The 18,460-nt window shown below is 73.1% G+C and carries 16 protein-coding genes and 1 pseudogene; 7 read left to right on the top strand and 10 right to left on the bottom strand.

The features are described 5' to 3' along the window. Positions 1–18 precede the first annotated feature (18 nt). Positions 19–891, bottom strand: coding sequence for an AraC family transcriptional regulator (locus G514_RS0120260; protein ID WP_028653237.1), 873 nt, complete (start codon positions 889–891; stop codon positions 19–21). A 208-nt stretch (positions 892–1,099) separates the two neighbouring features. Between G514_RS0120260 and G514_RS0120255 the strand changes: the two genes are divergently transcribed. Further along, the gene (locus tag G514_RS0120255; protein WP_036565750.1) at positions 1,100–1,522 is read left to right on the top strand and encodes an SRPBCC family protein; all 423 of its coding nucleotides are present in this window, start codon (positions 1,100–1,102) and stop codon (positions 1,520–1,522) included. A gap of 62 nt (positions 1,523–1,584) precedes the next feature. Beyond that, positions 1,585–2,586, top strand: a pseudogene (locus G514_RS30005) (GNAT family N-acetyltransferase); the annotation flags it as partial. 65 nt (positions 2,587–2,651) lie between these two features. Here G514_RS30005 and G514_RS31225 read toward each other — a convergent pair. From G514_RS31225 to G514_RS0120230, 3 genes are read right to left on the bottom strand one after another with little or no spacing between them, the layout of a single operon-like run. Then, a complete protein-coding gene (locus G514_RS31225) occupies positions 2,652–3,887 on the bottom strand; it encodes an MFS transporter (protein WP_028653234.1) in 1,236 nt (411 codons plus the stop codon). An 8-nt stretch (positions 3,888–3,895) separates the two neighbouring features. Further along, positions 3,896–4,414 (bottom strand): hypothetical protein, encoded by a 519-nt coding sequence (locus tag G514_RS0120235; protein WP_028653233.1) that lies wholly within the window; start codon positions 4,412–4,414, stop codon positions 3,896–3,898. Then, the gene (locus G514_RS0120230; RefSeq protein ID WP_028653232.1) at positions 4,411–6,621 is read right to left on the bottom strand and encodes an NADP-dependent isocitrate dehydrogenase; all 2,211 of its coding nucleotides are present in this window, start codon (positions 6,619–6,621) and stop codon (positions 4,411–4,413) included. Before G514_RS0120230 ends, G514_RS0120235 begins: the two co-directional genes overlap by 4 nt. 148 nt (positions 6,622–6,769) lie before the next feature. On the opposite strand from G514_RS0120230, the gene G514_RS0120225 reads away from it, so the two are divergent. Beyond that, positions 6,770–7,813, top strand: coding sequence for an MIP/aquaporin family protein (locus G514_RS0120225; RefSeq protein ID WP_028653231.1), 1,044 nt, complete (start codon positions 6,770–6,772; stop codon positions 7,811–7,813). A 25-nt stretch (positions 7,814–7,838) separates the two neighbouring features. Here the strand turns inward: G514_RS0120225 and G514_RS0120220 are convergent, their stop codons facing one another. Further along, positions 7,839–8,525, bottom strand: coding sequence for a hypothetical protein (locus G514_RS0120220; protein WP_028653230.1), 687 nt, complete (start codon positions 8,523–8,525; stop codon positions 7,839–7,841). Positions 8,526–8,615: 90 nt separating this feature from the next. Here G514_RS0120220 and G514_RS0120215 point away from each other — a divergent pair, with 90 nt between their 5' ends. Next, positions 8,616–9,602, top strand: coding sequence for a malate dehydrogenase (locus G514_RS0120215; protein WP_028653229.1), 987 nt, complete (start codon positions 8,616–8,618; stop codon positions 9,600–9,602). Between the two features lie 330 nt (positions 9,603–9,932). On the opposite strand, the gene G514_RS28015 is transcribed toward G514_RS0120215, so the two are convergent. Genes G514_RS28015 through G514_RS28010 form a run of 5 tightly spaced genes read right to left on the bottom strand, consistent with a single transcriptional unit; the run spans position 9,933 to position 14,812 of the window. After that, a complete protein-coding gene (locus tag G514_RS28015) occupies positions 9,933–10,316 on the bottom strand; it encodes a DUF3017 domain-containing protein (protein ID WP_245582286.1) in 384 nt (127 codons plus the stop codon). Then, positions 10,313–11,158 carry a bifunctional methylenetetrahydrofolate dehydrogenase/methenyltetrahydrofolate cyclohydrolase gene (locus G514_RS0120205; protein WP_028653228.1) on the bottom strand — a complete coding sequence of 282 codons (846 nt, stop codon included), beginning with the start codon at positions 11,156–11,158 and terminating at the stop codon, positions 10,313–10,315. Before G514_RS0120205 ends, G514_RS28015 begins: the two co-directional genes overlap by 4 nt. Before the next feature lie 12 nt (positions 11,159–11,170). Next, entirely contained in the window at positions 11,171–12,745 is a 1,575-nt protein-coding gene (gene purH / locus G514_RS0120200; RefSeq protein ID WP_028653227.1) for a bifunctional phosphoribosylaminoimidazolecarboxamide formyltransferase/IMP cyclohydrolase, read from the bottom strand. After that, complete coding sequence (gene purN, locus G514_RS0120195; RefSeq protein ID WP_028653226.1) at positions 12,738–13,367, bottom strand: phosphoribosylglycinamide formyltransferase; 630 nt, start codon at positions 13,365–13,367, stop codon at positions 12,738–12,740. The genes purH and purN overlap by 8 nt, the downstream gene beginning before the upstream one ends. 11 nt (positions 13,368–13,378) lie before the next feature. Beyond that, positions 13,379–14,812, bottom strand: a complete 1,434-nt coding sequence (locus tag G514_RS28010; RefSeq protein WP_157545075.1) for a cell division protein PerM — start codon at positions 14,810–14,812, stop codon at positions 13,379–13,381. Positions 14,813–14,989: 177 nt separating this feature from the next. Here G514_RS28010 and G514_RS0120185 point away from each other — a divergent pair, with 177 nt between their 5' ends. The 3 genes from G514_RS0120185 to G514_RS0120175 all read left to right on the top strand — a co-directional run bounded on the left by G514_RS0120185 (position 14,990) and on the right by G514_RS0120175 (position 18,273). Continuing rightward, positions 14,990–16,885 carry a SigE family RNA polymerase sigma factor gene (locus G514_RS0120185; protein ID WP_028653225.1) on the top strand — a complete coding sequence of 632 codons (1,896 nt, stop codon included), beginning with the start codon at positions 14,990–14,992 and terminating at the stop codon, positions 16,883–16,885. 103 nt (positions 16,886–16,988) lie between these two features. Continuing rightward, complete coding sequence (locus G514_RS0120180; protein WP_028653224.1) at positions 16,989–17,483, top strand: RNA polymerase sigma factor; 495 nt, start codon at positions 16,989–16,991, stop codon at positions 17,481–17,483. Beyond that, on the top strand, positions 17,476–18,273 hold the full coding sequence (locus G514_RS0120175; protein WP_028653223.1) for a hypothetical protein: 798 nt from the start codon (positions 17,476–17,478) through the stop codon (positions 18,271–18,273). The genes G514_RS0120180 and G514_RS0120175 overlap by 8 nt, the downstream gene beginning before the upstream one ends. Positions 18,274–18,460: the final 187 nt, after the last annotated feature.

Raw genomic sequence — 18,460 nt, 5'->3', positions numbered from 1 at the left:
GCCGTTGGCGGCCCGATGTCAGGCAGGCTCGACGGGCAGCCACAGGTCGCAGGTCGCCGTCGCCGCAACCGGGTCGAAGGCGAGCATCGCGACGATCTCCGGGCCGGGCCGCAGGCGCCACGGCTGGGACGGGAACCAGTCCGTCGCGGTGGCGGCCCACGCCGTCTGCAGCGTGGCGGGATGCGGACCGTCGGTGCGGAAGACGGCCCACGAGCCGGCCTCGAGCTCGATGGTGTCGAGGCCTCCGGGATCGGCCGTGGTGGCGACGCCGTGGAGGTAGGTGAGCTCGCTGCCCTCGGCGCGGTCGGGGTCGAGGTCGGCGCTCACGGCGAGCACCCCGCGCGGCTCGGTGTCGTTGAGCGCCCGCAGCCGCGCGGTCTCCTCGGGAGCGATGGCGGCGACGTGCTCAGCGATCTGAGGGTTGACGCCCTCGTGCACGAGCCGGACTCGTCGGGCGTGGCCGACGACACGGGTGGCGGGCAGGTCGACGATGCGGGTGTCCATGGGTGTTCCTCCTTGCACGGTCAGGTGGAACCTGACCTGCGGTTGGGTGCGTAGCGGACCCCCGTCCCGGCGTACGTCGGCCGGGCTGGTGCCGTGCACGGCGCGGAACGCACGGCCGAACGCCTCGGTCGACCCGTAGCCGTGCCGGACCGCGATCGTGAGCAGGTCGTCGTCACCGGCGACCAGCTCCGCGGCCGCCAGCGACATCCGGCGCCGCCGACCGTACTCCGACAGCGGCATCCCGGCCAGCGACGAGAACATCCGGCGCAGGTGGTGCTCGGTCGTGCCGAGCCTGCTCGCCAGCGCCGAGGCGTCGACCTGGCTCGACGGGTCGTCGGCCAGCCGAGCTTCGACAGCGTCGACGACCTGGTTGAGAGCGGCGATCACGGGGCCCTCCTTTCGTCATCCAGCCTGGATGCTCGCGGGCGCGGAGACCCGATGATCGCGGACCGATGAGGTCTGCCGCTCGCGCCTGGTCAGCTGCTGGCCCTCGAGGCCTCACACCGACAGGACAGCCTCCGCCAGGTCGTCGCGGCCGGGATCAGTGTCTACGCTTGTCGGCCGACAGCCGTCGGGCCACTGCGCGAGGAGGATCGTGAAGTACACGAGGACCATCGACATCCCACGTCCTTCGGACCGCGTATGGGCGGTGCTCGAGGACGTCGGGTCCTGGCCATCCTGGGCGCCCACCTTCACGGCGGTCGAGCCGGCCGGGCCGCTCCAGGTCGGCACCGACGTGAGGATCACGCAGCCGGGGCGGGGTTCGGCCACCTACCAGGTGGAGGTCCTGGAGCCGGGCCGCCGCTTCCAGTGGGGGTCGGCTGGCCGGGCCGTCGTGCAGCACGCCGACCACCTGGTGGAGCCGACCTCCCCCGATGCGTGCCGCGTCACGCTGTCGTTCGAGATGAGCGGGTGGCTCGGCACCGTGCTGGGCGCGGTGGCGTCGCGCAAGATCCGGAGCATGGTCGACAGCGAGGCGGAGTCGCTCGCCCGTCATGTGACCGCCGACGGCGCCTGAGCCGCGCCCGGCCGCCGGCGAATCGAGTTGCGTCTAGCGGCCGGGTCAACCACGCTCCCCGCATGCCTGCGCCGACCACCCCGCCCACCCTCACCGACGGTGTCGTGACCCTGCGGGCGCACCGGGCCGACGACGTGCCGCGGATGGTCGAGCAGTGCCGCGACCCCGCCTCGATCGCGTGGACCACCGTGCCCGTCCCCTACAGCGAGACCGACGCGGAGGACTACGGCCTGAAGGTCCTCCCCGAGGGCTGGGCGAAGGGGACCGAGTGGGCGTTCGCCGTCGAGGTCGAGGGGAGGTACGCCGGCACGATCTCGCTGCGCGACGAGGGGCCCGGCCGTGCCGAGATCGCCTACGGGTCGCACCCCGACGTGCGCGGCACGGGCGCGGTGCTGAGGGCCCTGCGACTGCTGGTCGACTGGGGGTTCGCCGAGCTCGGCCTCCAGACCATCGTGTGGCAGGCGTTCACCGGCAACTGGGCGAGCCGCAAGGTGGCCTGGCGGCTGGGGTTCACGGTCGAGGGCACGCTGCGCTGCTACCTCCCCCAGCGCGGTGCGCGTCGCGACGCCTGGATCGGCACGCTGCTCAGGGACGACCCGCGCGAGCCGCGCTCGACCTGGCTGGAGGTGCCCGTCCTCGAGGGCGACGGGTTCCGCCTGCGCGCGGTGCGGGCGGACGACGCGCCGCGCATCCACGAGGGCACGGCCGAGCCGGAGACCGAGCGCTGGCTCGGCCACAAGCCGGCGCCGTACACGCTCGACCACGCGACGACCTTCGTCGAGCGGCGTCGCGAGCTGGAGGCGACCGGGCAGTCGGTGACCTGGGCGGTCGCCGACCCGGACGACGACCGGATCCTGGGCACGGTGCTGTGGTTCAACCACACGCCCGGCGTCGAGTGCGAGGTCGGGTGGTGGCTGCACCCCGACGCGCGCGGCCGCGGCCTGGCGACGCGCGCCGTGCGCACCGTCGTCGACCACGTCTTCGCGACGATGGACCTCAAGCGGGTCACCGCCCTCGTCGCGGCCGGCAACACCGCCTCCCGCGCCGTCGCGGAGCGGCTGGGGTTCGGGCTCTACGGCATCGAGCGGTACGGCGCGTGGGTGGGTGCCGGCCGCGCCGACCTGGCGCACTACGACGTGACGGCGTCGGAGTGGGCGGCGGCCGGCGCGCGGTCGAGCGAGAACGCGACCACGAACACGACGAGCCCGGCGAGCGACAGCCCCACGCCGACCACGAGCGGCGACCGGTAGCCGTAGCCGGCCGCGATGGTCACCCCGCCGAGCCAGGCGCCGACGGCGTTGCCGATGTTGAGCGCGCCGTGGCTGAGCGCCGCGCCGAGGGTCTCGGCGTGCCCGGCGGCGTCGATCAGCCGCATCATCATGCCGAGCGCGAGCACGGAGCCGGTGGTGGCGATGAGGAAGAACGCGGGCAGGCTGGCGTAGCCGAGCGGCAGCAGCAGCCATGCCCCGACCAGCGTGAGCGCGAGCGCGACGGGGGCGAGGAGCAGCGACCTCTTCAGCGACCAGTCGACGGCGTGGCCGGCCACCCAGTTGCCGAAGACCATGCCGATCCCGAGCGTCAGCAGGAAGACCGGAACGGCGGAGTCCGGGAGGTCGCCCACCCTGGTGGCCATGGGCGCGACGTAGGAGTACATCGCGAACATGCCGCCGAAGCCCACCGCCCCGGCGACGATCGTGAACCACACCTGGGGCCTGCGCAGTGCCTGCAGCTCGCGGCGGCCGGTCGCCTCGGGATTGCCCGCGTAGTCCGGCACGAAGGCCAGCACCAGCGCCACCGTGAGCGCGGAGAGCCCGGCGACCAGCCAGTACGACGACCGCCAGCCCAGGTTCTGCCCGATCCACGTCGCGGCGGGCACGCCCACGACATTGGCGACCGGGAGCCCCATCAGCACCAGCGCCATCGCGCGGCCACGCCGCTCGGGCGCGACCATGCTCGCGGCGACGAGCGAGGCGACGCCGAAGTAGCCACCGTGCGGCAGCCCGTCGAGGAAGCGCGCGACCAACAGCATCGGGAGGTTCGGCGCCAGCGCGCTGAGGGCGTTGAACAGCCCGTAGGCCGCCATCAGGCCCAGCAGCAGCTGGCGACGTGGGAGCCTGGCGCCGAAGTAGGCGAGCACCGGGGCGCCGACCACCACGCCCAGCGCGTAGGCCGAGATCACCCGGCCCGCCACCGGGATCGAGACGTCCACGCCGTCGGCCACCTGCGGCAGCACGCCCATGGTCACGAACTCGGTGGTCCCGATCGTGAAGCCGCCCATCCCGAGGGCGAGCACCGCGAGCCCGAAGTGGGCCGCGCGAGCGCCTGCGGCGGCGTCCTCGGCGGTCTCGGTCCCGCTGCTCGCCACGGAGGGGCTCAGGAGCCGACGACGCGCGGCGTCGACTGCACCAGGAAGACCTCGCCCGAGGCGGGGGCGCAGTCGCTCCCGGCGTAGGGCGCGAGGTCGCTGCTGAACCCGCCACCCAGCTCGATCGCCTGGCTGCTCCGGGCGACGATGTCGCGGTCGACGTCGTAGACCTTGACCTGGTCACTGCGCCCGACGTGCTGGACGCTCGCCTCGTAGTCGGCCGGCCAGACCAGCTCCACCTGGCTCCCGTCGGCAGCGGCCAGCCGCAGGCACCCGTCGTCGCCGAGCTCCAGCTCGCCGGTCACCTGCGCGCCGGCGGCCTCGTCACCCTCCTGCGAGTCGGAGGTGAGGATCGGCAGCAGGCGCCCGTCGACGAGGTCCTCCTTGTCGTAGTGGAAGTGGAGGAACGTGAAGCCCAGTGCGGCGATCACCAGCGGCACCACCACGCACACGGCGTAGCCGAACGGCGTCAGCGTCCGCCGGGTGAGGTCCGGCGGGCTCGGGTTGCTGGTCGGCGCCTCGGTCACAACGACGCCAGTGTCTCGTTGAAGGTCGCGGACGGCCGCATGACGCCGGTCGCCTTCTCCGCGTCGGGGCGGTAGTAGCCACCGATGTCGGCGGGGCCACCCTGCACCGCGAGCAGCTCGTCGACGATCTGCTGCTCCTTGGCCGCCAGCGTCTCGGCGAGCGGCTTGAACGCCGCCGCGAGGTCGCTGTCCTCGGTCTGCGCGGCGAGCTCCTGGGCCCAGTAGAGCGCCAGGTAGAAGTGCGAGCCGCGGTTGTCGATGCCGCCGAGCCTGCGGGTCGGCGACTTGTCGTTCTCGAGGAAGGTGCCGGTCGCCCGGTCGAGGGTGTCGGCCAGCACCTGGGCGCCGCGGTTGCCCGCGTGGCCGGCGAGGTGCTCGAAGGAGGCAGCGAGCGCGAAGAACTCGCCGAGGCTGTCCCAGCGCAGGTAGTTCTCCTTGACCAGCTGCTGCACGTGCTTGGGGGCCGAGCCGCCCGCGCCGGTCTCGAAGAGGCCGCCGCCGTTCATCAGCGGGACGACCGAGAGCATCTTGGCCGAGGTGCCGAGCTCGAGGATCGGGAAGAGGTCGGTGTTGTAGTCGCGCAGGACGTTGCCGGTCACCGAGATGGTGTCCTCGCCGCGGCGGATCCGCTCGAGGGAGTACGCCGTCGCGTCGGCCGGCGCCATGATCTCGATGGTCAGGCCGTCGGTGTCGTGGTCGGGGAGGTAGGACCGAACCTTGGCGATGAGGATCGCGTCGTGCGAGCGGGTCTCGTCGAGCCAGAACACCGCGGGGGCGCCGGTGGCGCGGGCGCGGGTGACGGCCAGCTTGACCCAGTCGCGGATCGGCTCGTCCTTGGTCTGGCAGGCGCGCCAGATGTCGCCCGGCTCGACGGTGTGCTCGATGAGGGTCTCGCCCGCACCGTCGACGACGCGCACGACACCGGCCGCAGGGACCTCGAAGGTCTTGTCGTGCGAGCCGTACTCCTCGGCCGCCTTGGCCATCAGGCCGACGTTGGGCACCGAGCCCATGGTCGCCGGGTCGAAGGCGCCGTGGGCACGGCAGTCGTCGATCACGGTCTGGTAGACGCCGGCGTAGGACGAGTCCGGGATCACCGCGAGCGTGTCGTGCTCCTCGCCGTCGGGTCCCCACATGTGGCCCGAGGTGCGGATCATCGCCGGCATCGAGGCGTCGACGATCACGTCGGAGGGCACGTGGAGGTTGGTGATCCCCTTGTCGGAGTCGACCATCGCGAGGTCGGGACCGTCGTCGAGGCCCTGCTGCACGGCCGCCTTGATCGCGTCGCCCTCGGGCAGCGAGGTCACGGCCGAGAGCAGCGCCCCCAGTCCGTCGTTGGGCGAGATACCGGCGGCCTTCAGCGCGGCGCCGTACTGCTCGAAGAGCGTCGGGAAGAACGCCTGCACGACGTGGCCGAAGATGATCGGGTCGGAGACCTTCATCATCGTGGCCTTGAGGTGCACCGAGAACAGCACGTCCTCGGCCTTGGCCCGCGCGATCTGCTCGGCGAGGAAGCGGCGCAGCGCCGCGACGTTCATGAACGTGCCGTCGACGACCTCGCCGGCCTGCACCTTCACCTCGGGGCGCAGCACCGTCACGGTGCCGTCGGCGGCGACGTGCTCGATGCGCAGCGTGTCGTCGGACTCGATGACCACCGACTGCTCGTTGGAGCGGAAGTCGTCCTTGCCCATCGTCGCGACGTTGGTCTTCGACTCGGGGCTCCACGCGCCCATGCGGTGGGGGTGCGCCTTGGCGTAGGCCTTCACCGAGGACGGTGCACGCCGGTCGGAGTTGCCCTCGCGCAGCACCGGGTTGACCGCCGAGCCCATCACCTTGCCGTAGCGCGCGCGGATCTCCTTGTCCTCGTCGCTCTGCGGGTTCTCGGGGTAGTCGGGCAGGTCGTAGCCCTGCTCCTGCAGCTCCTTGACCGCGGCCTTCAGCTGCGGCACCGAGGCCGAGATGTTGGGCAGCTTGATGATGTTCGCGTCGGGCGTCATCGCCAGCTCGCCGAGCTCGGCCAGGTCGTCGGACTGACGCTGGTCGTCGGTCAGCCGATCCGGGAACTGCGCGATGATGCGGCCCGCCAGCGAGATGTCACGGGTCTCGACCTCCACCCCCGCCTTGGCGGCGTACGCCTCGATGATCGGCAGGAACGAGTACGTCGCCAGCAGCGGCGCCTCGTCGGTGTGGGTGTAGATGATCGTGGCCACTGCGGTCACTCCTGTACGACGGGCTGTGCTCGGGTTAAATGTCTTGACGTCAAGATACCTGACGCCGCGAAGACGTCGGCACCCAGCCAGCCTCGCACCGCGACCTGAGGGGCGCAAAAGGGACGGCGACCTGACTAGGGTGTCGGCCATGGCAGACACCTCCACCACCGTCCAGAAGGTCTCCGCCGAAGCGCTCGGGACGTTCGTGCTCGTCTTCTTCGGCTGCGGGTCCGTCGTGTTCGCGAACAACGCCGGGGGCGGCGCCGACTACGTCGCCGTCGGGTTCACCTTCGGCCTCGCCGTGCTGCTCATGGCCTACGCCGTCGGGCGCATCTCGGGTGGACACTTCAACCCCGCCGTCTCGGTCGGCGCGGCGATGGGCGGACGGATCGCCTGGCGGCAGGTGCCGGTCTACGTCGGTGCGCAGCTCGCCGGCGCGATCGTGGCCGGGCTGTCGCTCTTCGTGCTGCTGCACGGGTTCGAGAACTTCGACTCCGAGGGCAACATGGGGCAGAACTTCTTCGGCGACGAGGGCAGCGGCTACGCCTGGTGGGCGGCGTTCCTGCTCGAGCTGATCCTCACGATGCTCTTCATCATGGTGATCCTCGCCGTCACCGACGCGCGGTTCGAGCACCCGGCCCTGGCGCCGCTGGCCATCGGCCTCACGCTCACCGCGATCCACTTCGTCGCCATCCCGGCCACCGGCACCTCGGTCAACCCCGCCCGCTCGATCGGCCCCGCCCTCTTCGCCGGCGGTGACGCGATCGTCCAGCTCTGGCTGTTCATCCTCGCCCCGGCCATCGGCGGGGCCCTGGGCGGCCTGGTCTACCCGCTGGTCTTCGGCCACGGCACCGACCCGGTGCCCGGCTCGGGGCTGACGTTCAGCCGGCCGTCGCCGGCCGCCGTGCCGGGCTACGGCGCGCCCGACCAGTTCCAGCAGGAGTGGAACCAGCAGCAGAGCGCCCAGGAGCAGGCCGCGTGGGAGCAGGAGCCGATCATCCAGGACGGCTGGCAGTGGGACCACGCCGCGCAGGAGTGGAAGCCGCTGGAGCAGTGGCAGCCGCCGGCGACGCCGGCCCAGTCGCAGGTGGAGCAGTCCCACGTGGTCCAGCCCGAGGTCGAGCAGCCTCCGGCGGCCCAGCCCCCGGTCGACCCGGGCACCCAGACGACCCAGATGCGCCCGCCCGAATGACCCGGCCCGCGTCCCAGGCCGTGGCCTAGCGCGGCGGGGTCTCCAGCTCGGCGAGGTGGACCGGGCCGGTGGTCGAGAGCTCCTCGACGAGCCCGACCCCGCGCTCGTAGAAGGACCGCGTCGTCGTGCCGGGCGCGAGCGAGCTGGAGACGTCGACCGTGACGGTGTGCTGGTACCTCCCCGCCGGGGTGGTCACGGGCTGGTCGCGGGTCTCGACGGTGACGCGCACGTCGACCACGTCGGCGCCGTACGCCGCCCGCCAACCGTCGCCCACGCGCGGCGACCCCGGCATCGCGAGGCCGGCCTCGGCGCCGGCCTCGCCGGCCAGCCACACCCCCTCGCGACCGAACCACCAAACGTTGCCGCGCCGATCCTGGGCGTAGTAGTCGACGACCTGGTCGCCCGTCGGTTCGGTGCGCCGCACCGCGGTGGTCGCGACGCCGGCCACCTCGTGGGTCCCGTCCTCGACCGTGATCTCCAGCGTGCCGACGGCCGTGCCGCTGACGCGGTAGCGCCAGGTCCGGCCGGGCACCAGCGCGAGCCACGGGTTGTCGACGCGGCGCACGAAGTCGCGCGGGTCGGGTGAGGGCGTCGGGATCGTGAGCTCGTCGACGCCCGACGGCGGGCTGTCGGGCGACGCGGCCCCGCACCCGGTGGTGAGCAGCGCGAGGGCGGCGGCGAGCGCGACGTACCGTCCCCACCGCCCAGCCACCCGCACATCGTGGCGCACGGGCCCGCTGCTAGCGTCGGCCGGGCCAACGATCGGGCCGACGAACGGCCCACCGCACGTAGGAGTCGTCTCGTGAGCTCTTCTCCCCTGAAGGTCGCCGTCACCGGTGCCGCCGGCCAGATCGGCTACAGCCTGCTGTTCCGTCTCGCGAGCGGTGCCCTCGCCGGTGACCGCCCGATCGAACTGCGCCTGCTCGAGATCGAGCCCGCGCTGAAGGCGCTCGAGGGCGTCGTCATGGAGCTCGACGACTGCGCCTTCCCCCACCTCGCCGGCGTCGAGATCGGGGCCGACGCGGAGAAGATCTTCGACGGGGTCAACCTCGCCCTGCTGGTCGGCGCCCGGCCGCGCGGGCCGGGCATGGAGCGCAGCGACCTGCTCTCGGCCAACGGCGCGATCTTCACCGCCCAGGGCCAGGCCCTCAACAAGGTGGCCGCCGACGACGTCCGGATCGGCGTGACCGGCAACCCCGCCAACACCAACGCGCTGATCGCCAGGTCCAACGCGCCGGACATCCCGACCGACCGGTTCTCGGCGCTGACCCGTCTCGACCACAACCGCGCGATCTCGCAGCTCGCGGCGAAGACCGGCGCGCCCGTCACCGACATCAAGCACATGACCATCTGGGGCAACCACTCCGCGACCCAGTACCCCGACCTGTTCCACGCCGAGGTCGGCGGCCGCAACGCCGCCGAGGCCGTCGGCGACCAGGACTGGATCGAGAACACCTTCATCCCGACCGTCGCCAAGCGCGGCGCCGCCATCATCGAGGCCCGGGGCTCGTCCTCGGCCGCCTCCGCGGCGTCCGCGACGATCGACGCCGCCCGCGACTGGCTGTTCGGCTCGGCCGAGGGCGACTGGGTCTCGATGGCGGTCGTCTCCGACGGCTCCTACGGCGTGCCGGAGGGCCTGGTCTCGTCGTTCCCGGTGACCTGCAGCGGCGGCGACTGGGAGATCGTCCAGGGTCTCGACATCGACGACTTCTCCCGCGGCCGCATCGACGCCTCGGTCGCCGAGCTCGGCGAGGAGCGCGACGCCGTGAAGGACCTCGGGTTGATCTAAATGCCCCCGCGAGCCGACGCGACGCAGGCGGGTAGGAAAGCCCAAGTGGAGCGTGGGAGCGCAGCGACCCGGTAGTTCCGAGCGCAGCGAGGCGCCCCGCGATCGGCCTCCGAGCCGCGGCGCCCGCGCCGCGGATTGGGGGCGGAAGCTCGCGGGGGTATCGGGTAGCGCAATGGGGGCGGTGGGAGCGAAGCGACCCGGTAGTTCCTCGCGCAGCGAGGCGCCCCGCGATCGGCCTCCGGGCCGTGGCGCCTGCGCCGCAGCGAGCGCCAGCGAGCCAGGCGCCGCGAAGCTGGCGCCACGGACTGGGGGCCGAAGCTCGCGGGGGTATCAAGCAGTCGGGATCGTCGCGACGAGGAAGAAGATCGCGGCGCCGACGCCTGCGAGCAGGAAGGCGTCGAAGAACCTGTTGCGCACGGCCAGCATGCCGGCGTCGCGCGACGGGAGGACCAGCCGCAGGAGCGCGGCGAAGCAGAGGGCCGCGGCGAGGCACTGCATGCCGAGCTGCCAGTCGCCGTTCCACACGACGGCGATGCCGACGCCGCTGACCGCGAGGACCAGCAGGTAGAACGCACCCCCGATCGTCGAGGGGTAGCGGCGCTCGGCCGCCTGCGCGTCGTGCTCCTCTGCGACCGCGTCGAGCTCCTGCGCGATCTCCTCGGGTGAGGGGACCGGCTCGTCGCCGGGCTGCTGCTGGTCCATGGCGAGGCTCACCCGGCCGCCTGCTCCGCCCTGAGCACGATGTTGCTCAGCAGCATGGCCCGCGTCATCGGGCCGACGCCACCGGGGTTCGGGGAGACCCAGCCGGCGACGTCCCAGACGTCGTCGGCGACGTCGCCGGCGATCTTGCCGTCGACGCGGGAGACGCCCACGTCGAGCACGGCGGCGCCCGGCTTGACCATGTCGCCGCTGATGATCCCCGGCACGCCGGCAGCGGCGACGATGATGTCGGCGGTGCGGGTGTGGGCGGCCAGGTCGCGGGTGCGGGTGTGGCAGAGGGTGACCGTGGCGTTCTCGGACTTGCGGGTCAGGAGGAGCCCCATCGGGCGCCCGACCGTGAGGCCGCGGCCGAGCACCGTGACCTCAGCTCCCTCGATCTCGACGCCGTGGCGGCGCAGCAGCTCGATGCAGCCGATCGGCGTGCAGGGCAGCGAGCCCGGCTCGCCGAGCACCAGCTTGCCGAGGTTGACCGGGTGCAGGCCGTCGACGTCCTTGTCGGGGTCGACCCGGGACAGCACGGCGAACTCGTCGAGCCCGGTCGGCTGCTGCACGAGGAAGCCGGTGCAGGACGGGTCGGCGTTCAGCTCGTCGATCACCGCCTCGACCTCGGCCTGGGTCGCCGTGGCCGGCAGGTCGCGCCGGATCGACTCGATCCCGATCTCGGCGCAGTCCTTGTGCTTGGCGCTGACGTACCAGTGCGAGCCCGGGTCGTCGCCGACCAGCACCGTGCCGAGCCCCGGCGTGATGCCCCGCCCCTTGAGCGCGGCCACCCGCTCCGCGAGCTCGGCCTTGATGGCCTTGAGGGTGGCGGTGCCGTCGAGCCTCTGTGCAGTCATGGTCCCTCTGGATCAGTGAAAGAAATGCCTGGTCCCGGTGAAGTACATCGTCACGCCCGCGGCCCTGGCGGCCTCGATCGTGAGCTCGTCGCGCACCGAGCCTCCCGGCTGCACGATGGCACGGACGCCGGCGTCGATGAGGATCTGGGGGCCGTCCTCGAACGGGAAGAAGGCGTCGGAGGCCGCGACCGAGCCGCCGGCCCGGTCGCCCGCGCGGGAGACCGCGAGCCGGCAGGAGTCGACGCGGTTGACCTGGCCCATGCCGATGCCGACCGAGGCGCCGTCCTTGGCGAGGAGGATCGCGTTGGACTTCACCGCCCGGCAGGCCTTCCACGCGAACGCGAGGTCCGCGAGGACGTCGTCGGGAGCGGCGTCGCCGGTCGCGAGGGTCCACGACGCGGGGTCGTCGCCCTCGGCGTCGACGTGGTCGACGCGCTGCATGAGCACTCCCCCGCTGATCCCGCGGAACTCCACGGGGTCGGGGTGCTCGTCGGGCGGGCAGACGAGGATCCGGATGTTCTTGCCCCCGCGCGGCAGCGACCGCAGCACCTCGACCGCACCCTCGTCGTACGCCGGCGCGACGATCGCCTCGGTGAACGTCTCGCGCATCGCCTCGGCCATGGCGACCGACACCGGTCGGTTGACCGCGATGACGCCGCCGAACGCCGAGGTGGGGTCGCACTCGTTCGCCCTGACGTAGGCCTCCGCCACGTCGGCGCCGACCGCGATGCCGCAGGGGTTGGCGTGCTTGATGATCGCCACCGCGGGCTCGGTGAAGTCGGCTGCCGCTCGGCGGGCCGCGTCGGTGTCGACGTAGTTGTTGTAGGACATCTCCTTGCCGTGCAGCTGCTCGGCCGAGGCGAGCCCGCCGCGCCAGTGCCGGTAGAGCGCTGCCGGCTGGTGGGGGTTCTCGCCGTAGCGGAGGACGGCGGCCTTGTCCCACGTGGCGCCGGTCCAGGACGGGAACCCCGTGCCGTCCGACGTGTCGGTCAGCACGGTGCTCATCCAGCTGGCGACCGCGACGTCGTAGGTCGCCGTGTGCTGGAACGCCTCGGCGGCGAGGGCCTGCCGCTCGCCGAGCGTGAACCCGCCGGCCGCAACCGCGGCGAGCACGTCGGCGTAGCGCGCCGGGCTGGTGACGATGGCGACCGAGGGGTGGTTCTTGGCGGCGGCCCGGACCATCGAGGGCCCGCCGATGTCGATCTGCTCGACGCACTCGTCGGGGCTCGCACCCGAGAGGACGGTCTGGCGGAACGGGTAGAGGTTGGACACCACGAGGTCGAACGGCTCGACCCCGAGCTCCTCGAGCTGCTCGACGTGGGACTCGAGCCGGCGGTCGGCGAGGATGCCGGCGTGCACCTTGGGGTGCAGGGTCTTGACCCGGCCGTCGAGGCACTCGGGGAACCCGGTGAGGTCCTCGACCTTGGTGACCGGCAGGCCGAGCCCCTCGATCAGCGCCGCCGAGCCGCCCGTCGACACGAGCGCCACGCCCGCGTCGTGCAGGCCGCGGACGAGGTCCTCGAGCCCGGTCTTGTCGTAGACGGAGACGAGCGCTCGCCTGATCGGGATTCGTGCGTCGTCAGCCAAGACGGACCTTCCTGTCCTCGATGGTGTAGCCGCGGCGCGCCATCGCGCCGATGGTGTCGACGAGCATGGCCCGCTCGGCGACCTTGATCCGCTCGTGCAGGGAGGCCACCGTGTCGTCGTCGGCGACCTCGACGGCCGACTGGGCCACGATCGGCCCGGTGTCGACGCCCTCGTCGACGAGGAACAGCGTGCAGCCCGTGACCTTCACGCCGTGGGCCAGCGCGTCGGCGGGGCCGTGCATCCCCGGGAACGACGGGCTGAGCGCCGGGTGGGTGTTGACGAACCGGCCGCCGAACGCCGCGAGGAAGTCGGGGCCGACCAGCTTCATGAAGCCCGCCGAGATCACCACGTCGGGCCGGTGCGCGGCCACCGAGCGCGTGAGCGCGCGGTCCCACGCGGCGCGGTCCTCGAAGTCCTTGACCCGGTGCACGAAGGTGGGGAGCCCGGCCCGCTCGGCCCGGGCCAGGCCCTCGATGCCGTCGCGGTCGGCGCCCACCGCCACGACCACTGCGCCGTACGCCGGGTCCGCGGCCGCGTCGAGCAGGGCCTGCAGGTTGGTGCCCGCCCCCGAGACGAGGACCACGAGGCGCGCGGGAGCGGCCTCGGACGAGGGGATGGGCACGACTCGTGAGTCTAGGCGTCCTCGGCCTGGTCGGCTTCGGCGGTGTCGTCGACCGGGGCCAGCGTTGCCTGGGTTGCGTCCGGGTCGTCGTCGAGTGACCCATTCGGCAGGTCGGGACGCTCGCCAGACCTGTCAGATGGGTCACTCGACGCACCCCCGGCGACCACGGCCACCAGCGCAGGGTCCGGCTGAGGCTCGGGCAGCGGCTCGAGCCGCCGGCGCTGCCAGAACGTGGCGACCAGGCCGCCGAGGAGGCCGCCGACGCCGAACGCCGTGACGGCGTGGACGAGGACGGCGCCGGCCAGCGGGCCGACGTCGGTCATCCGGCCGGGGCCGACGGCGCCGCCGGCCAGCAGGGCGAGGATGCCGAACAGGAGGCCGGCGAGCATGCCGCCGCCGCACCCGTGGAGGGCGCCCTCCTCCCAGCGGTACGTCGGGTGGTGGCGCTGGGCCCTCATCGCCCCGAGCGCTGCGACGAGGGGCGGCACCCCGATGAGGGCGGAGGTCCAGGCGGGCGTCGGCCCGGTGTCGGGCAGCGCGGCGAGCAGCGGGAACATCGGCAGCGCGCCGATCGTGACGACCGACGGCGACACGATCGTGTGCGTGCCAACGGTGAACCCGGGCCCCAGCAGGTAGGAGCCGGAGAAGACCACGGCGTTCGGGACCACGAGCAGCGAGACGACGACGAGCTGCACGGTCGCGCCGGTGTCGGTGTGCAGCTGCGAGGTGACGTTGAGCGCGGTGTCGAGGTCGGTCACGAGGGCGACGACGAACGCCAGGAGGGCGACCGAGAGCCACAGCCGGACGACCTGGCGGCAGGCCGCCGCGACGGCGACGACGGACGCCGGCAGGGTGGCGGTCCAGATCGCGGCGCGGCCGGAGCCGATCGCGATGGCGGGCGCACCGAGGACCCCGCAGAGCAGGAACGACCAGATCACGACCCGCGAGGTGTCGGGCGACGTCTCCGCGGTCGAGGCGAGTGCGCCGGTGGCGGCCGCGACGGCGACGTAGCCCGCCGCGTAGAGCAGGGCCGCGGCCGGCACGGTCCAGTCGCGCTCGCCGTCGGCGATGCGCTGGGCGTCGGGGCCGTGACCGGAGATCGAGTCGCCGAGGCGGTGGCCGATCCGCCAGGTCACCCAGGCGCAGGCGAGCGTGATGCCCAGCGGCATGACCGAGACGAGCGCACCGGCCACGTGCACGCCGGAGCCGTGGGCCATCAGCCAGGCCAGCGCGCCCACCCACAGGCCGTCGCGCGGAGTGCCGTGGGCGCCCGCGTCGGTGAGGAACCAGCCGGCCACGCCGAGGGCCAGGCAGACCAGCAGCGTGCCGGCCGCCGCCGTGGCACCGGCAGCGACCGCCAGGAGCACGAGCGGACGCCGGTGGCGCAAATCGCGCCGCAGCTCCTCCGCCGACGGACGGGTGCGGTCGGGCATCAGGGCGGTCATGCTTTTTCGGGGTCCGCGCGGCGTTGTGGGGCGGAGGAGCGGAGCGGGGGAGCCGCAGAACGCTGTGGGGTGCTCATGGCTCATTCATCTTCGCCGCGTCCGGGCGCCGTACCGCGCTGCCACGCCGACGCCCGCGAATCGGTGCGGTCAGGCCGCGGTCGCTACCGTTGCTCAGTCATGACCCGCACGCTTCCCCGCTCGTCGTCGCGCAGTCCCGAAGGCTTCGAGGCCTTCTACAAGGACGCCCGGGGCCGGCTGCTCCTGCAGAGCTACGCGCTCACCGGCGACCTGGTCGCCGCGCAGCGGGCGGTCCGCGACGCGATGGTCGTGGCCTGGCACCACTGGCGCAAGGTGTCGCGGCTCGACGACGCCGAGGACTACGTGCGCCCGCTCGCCTGGACCCGCGCGCAGCGGCGCAGCAGCGCCCGCTGGTGGGCCCGGCAGAAGGACCTCGACGACGCGACCCGGGCCACGCTCGACGCGCTCGGCAAGCTGACCGCGACGCAGCGCAAGGTCCTGCTGCTCACCCACCTCACCGCGCTGCCGATCGACCGGATGGCCCGCGAGGTCGGCATCACCCGGGCGCACGCCGAGCGCGACCTCCAGACCGCCAGCGCGCAGTTCGCGGTGCACCGCGAGGTCCCGTCCACGGCGATCCGCGGCGTCCTCGAGGCGCTCGGGCCGGCGCTGGAGGACGTGCGCTGGCCGCGGCCCTCGATCATCGTCCGCGCCGGATCGGCCCGCCGGCGCGCCCACACCGTCGTGGGAGTGGCGGCCGGGGTGGCCGCCGTCCTCGTGACCGGCTCCCTCGTGACCGACGCGTCCGGCGCCCGCCCGGCGCTGGCCTCGAAGGGCATCCTCGACGGCAGCACCCCCGGCACGAACCGCCACGACGAGCCGCCCCCACCGCCGCCGCCCGACCCGCTCACCCCGGAGGCGCTGCTCGGCGTCCAGCAGGTGGCCGCGGCGTTCCCCGGCACCTGGACCGAGGGCGCGACCAGCACCAACACCACCGGCGACGGGCTGGTCTTCACCTGTCAGGGCGGCCGCTACGCCGACATGCGCGGCATCGGGGCGCTGGTCCGCACGTTCGCCGGCACGGCGAAGAAGGGCTCCGGCCCGCTCACGGCGGGGCAGTCGGCCGAGGCCTCGGTCGACGAGCCCGCGGCCGAGCGCACCTACCAGACCATGCTCGGCTGGTACGCCGGTTGCACCAGCCCCCGCGTCCAGCTGCTGTCGACCTTCCGCGTCGGCGGCGTCGGCGACGAGGCGACCCTGATGGTGCTGCGCCGCTGGACGGCGCCGGTCACCACCCAGGTCGTCGGCGTCGCCCGCACCGGCGGGCTGACGACCACCGTGGTCAACACGCTCACCGGGATGACCGACCCGGGCAAGCAGCCCGACCTCGCTCCGAGCGTGTCGCTGCTCGCCAGCGCGGTCTCGGGGCTGTGCACGCTGCCCGACGCAGGGACCTGCACCGCGCCGAAGACCGCCCTGAAGAGCACCGCCCCCGTGCCGGTGGGCAAGCACCCGTCGCTGCTCGTCGAGGCGGACCTGCCGCCGGTGCCGACCGTCGACCTGCCCTGGGTCGGCACCGCGCCCACCAAGGCCAGGCAGAACGTCGCCGCGACCCGCTGCGACAGCACCGAGTTCACCGGGCCGGCCTTCGCGAAGGCGCTGACCCGGACGTTCGTCATCCCGGCCGCCAAGCAGCTCCCGCCCGAGTTTGGCCTGTCGGAGACCGTCGGCGCGCTGCCGCGCAAGCAGGCGCACGCGTTCGTCACCGATATCCGCGACAAGCTCACGAAGTGCCCCGACGACGCCTTCGGCACCGAGGTCGAGAAGCTCGCCGAGGAGGAGAGCGGTCGCCGTGAGCTCTACGTGTGGCGGCTCACCGTCGAGGTCTCCGAGACGCGGTCGGTGCGCTTCCTCATGGCCGCGATCCGCGAGGGCGGCGCGGTCGCACAGGTGACGTTCGTGCCGTCGGCGGACCTCAGTATCGGCGCCGACCCGTTCGTCACGCTCGTGCGGCGCGCGCAGGAGCGGCTGCGGCAGCTGTCCACCCCCGGCTGACACACTCCGTCCAAGAAAGTCCGGCCGCGGTGCAACCGCGGTCGGCGGCCGGGCGTACTCCTCCCGACAGCCCGCACGGCGGGCGCCGACAGACGGAGCACAGATGGACGAGGCCGAGTTCGACGACTTCTACACGTCGTCGTTCGCAAGGGTCACCGCGCAGGTCTACGCCATGATCGGCGACCGCGACGAGGCGCAGGAGTGCGTCCAGGAGGCCTTCGTGCGCGCCTGGTCGCACCGGCGCAAGCTGGACCAGGCCGAGCACCCCGAGGCGTGGGTGCGCACGGTGGCCTACCGCCTGGCGGTCAGCCGCTGGAGGCGCACGGTCCGCGGACGCCGGGCGCCCGATCGTGCGCTGTCCCACGCCGGCACGACGGCCGCACCCAGCGAGAGCCGGGTCGCGGTGGTCAACGCGCTCAAGCAGCTCCCCGAAAGCCAGCGCCGCGCGATCGTGCTGCACCACATCGCCGACCTGCCCGTGCACGCCGTGGCACGCGAGGTCGGCGCACCCGAAGGAACCGTCAAGGCCTGGCTGAGCCGCGGCAGGGCCACGCTCGCCGGCCTGCTCGCCGACGAACAAGGAGCCACCCATGCCTGACCTCGACGACCTCGACCACTTCTCCGAGGGACTGAACGTCATGAACCCGCTCCCCGCCCCCGAGATCCGCCGCCGCGGCGACCGGATGCGCCGCCGGCGTACTGCCGTGGCCGCTGCCGGAGGCGTCCTGGCCGCTGCGCTCGCCATCGGCACGCCGGTGATCGCGCTCTCCGGCACCGGCGCTGACGACCGAGGCGACGACCACATCGCCACGTCGCCCGGCCAGACCGACGACCCGACCCGGTGGCGCACCGAGATCCCCGCCGACTTCCCGCTGACCGCGGGGTTCGCCGACGAGGACGCCGTGCCGAACGACGGCCTGGCGCAGGACCCGAGCCTGGCCGCGAGGTGCGGGAGCGAGGGCTTCGCCGGCTTCACCGACAACCTCGTCGTCGCCTACCAGGGCGAGTCCGAGGACCGCGAGGTGCGGCTGCTCGCTGTCTACCCCGACGACCGCGCCGCCGAGGCACAGCTGGCCGAGCTGCGCGAGTCGCTCGACGGTTGCGGCCCGTTCCCGGTGTCCGGGGCGAGCCTGGTCTGGGAGACCGTGGACGCGGACCTCGGGACGGAGGAGACCTTCGCCTTCGCCCAGCAGCTGCACCACGACGACGGCCTGGTCAGCGACCTCACGCTCTTCCTGGTCGGCCGCACCGGCAACGCGATCTACGTCGACTCGTCGTACACGTCGGCTGGCGGCGACCAGGTCATCGGGGTCGAGGCCGAGCGTCTGGAAACGAACTCGGCGGCACCGCTCGCGGCCCTCTGCGCCTTCGCCGCGGACCCCTGCTGACGGCAACCTTCTCGGGGCGCGGCCGGTGGGCGTGGGGCCCGCCGGGTCCAGACCGTGAGGTAGGGGGTTGCTGGCTGACCGCTGGCCTGACGCGAGGCCGGGCAGCGGTCAGCAGCCAACCCCGCACCGACCCCGACCGACCTCCACGGGTTGCTGGCTGACCGCCGACCCGAACCGAGGCCGGGCA

This window comes from Nocardioides halotolerans DSM 19273, from assembly GCF_000422805.1.
GTDB lineage: Bacteria > Actinomycetota > Actinomycetes > Propionibacteriales > Nocardioidaceae > Nocardioides > Nocardioides halotolerans.
Note: the sequence above shows the minus strand (reverse complement) of the source record. Positions and strands in the feature narration are given on the sequence as shown.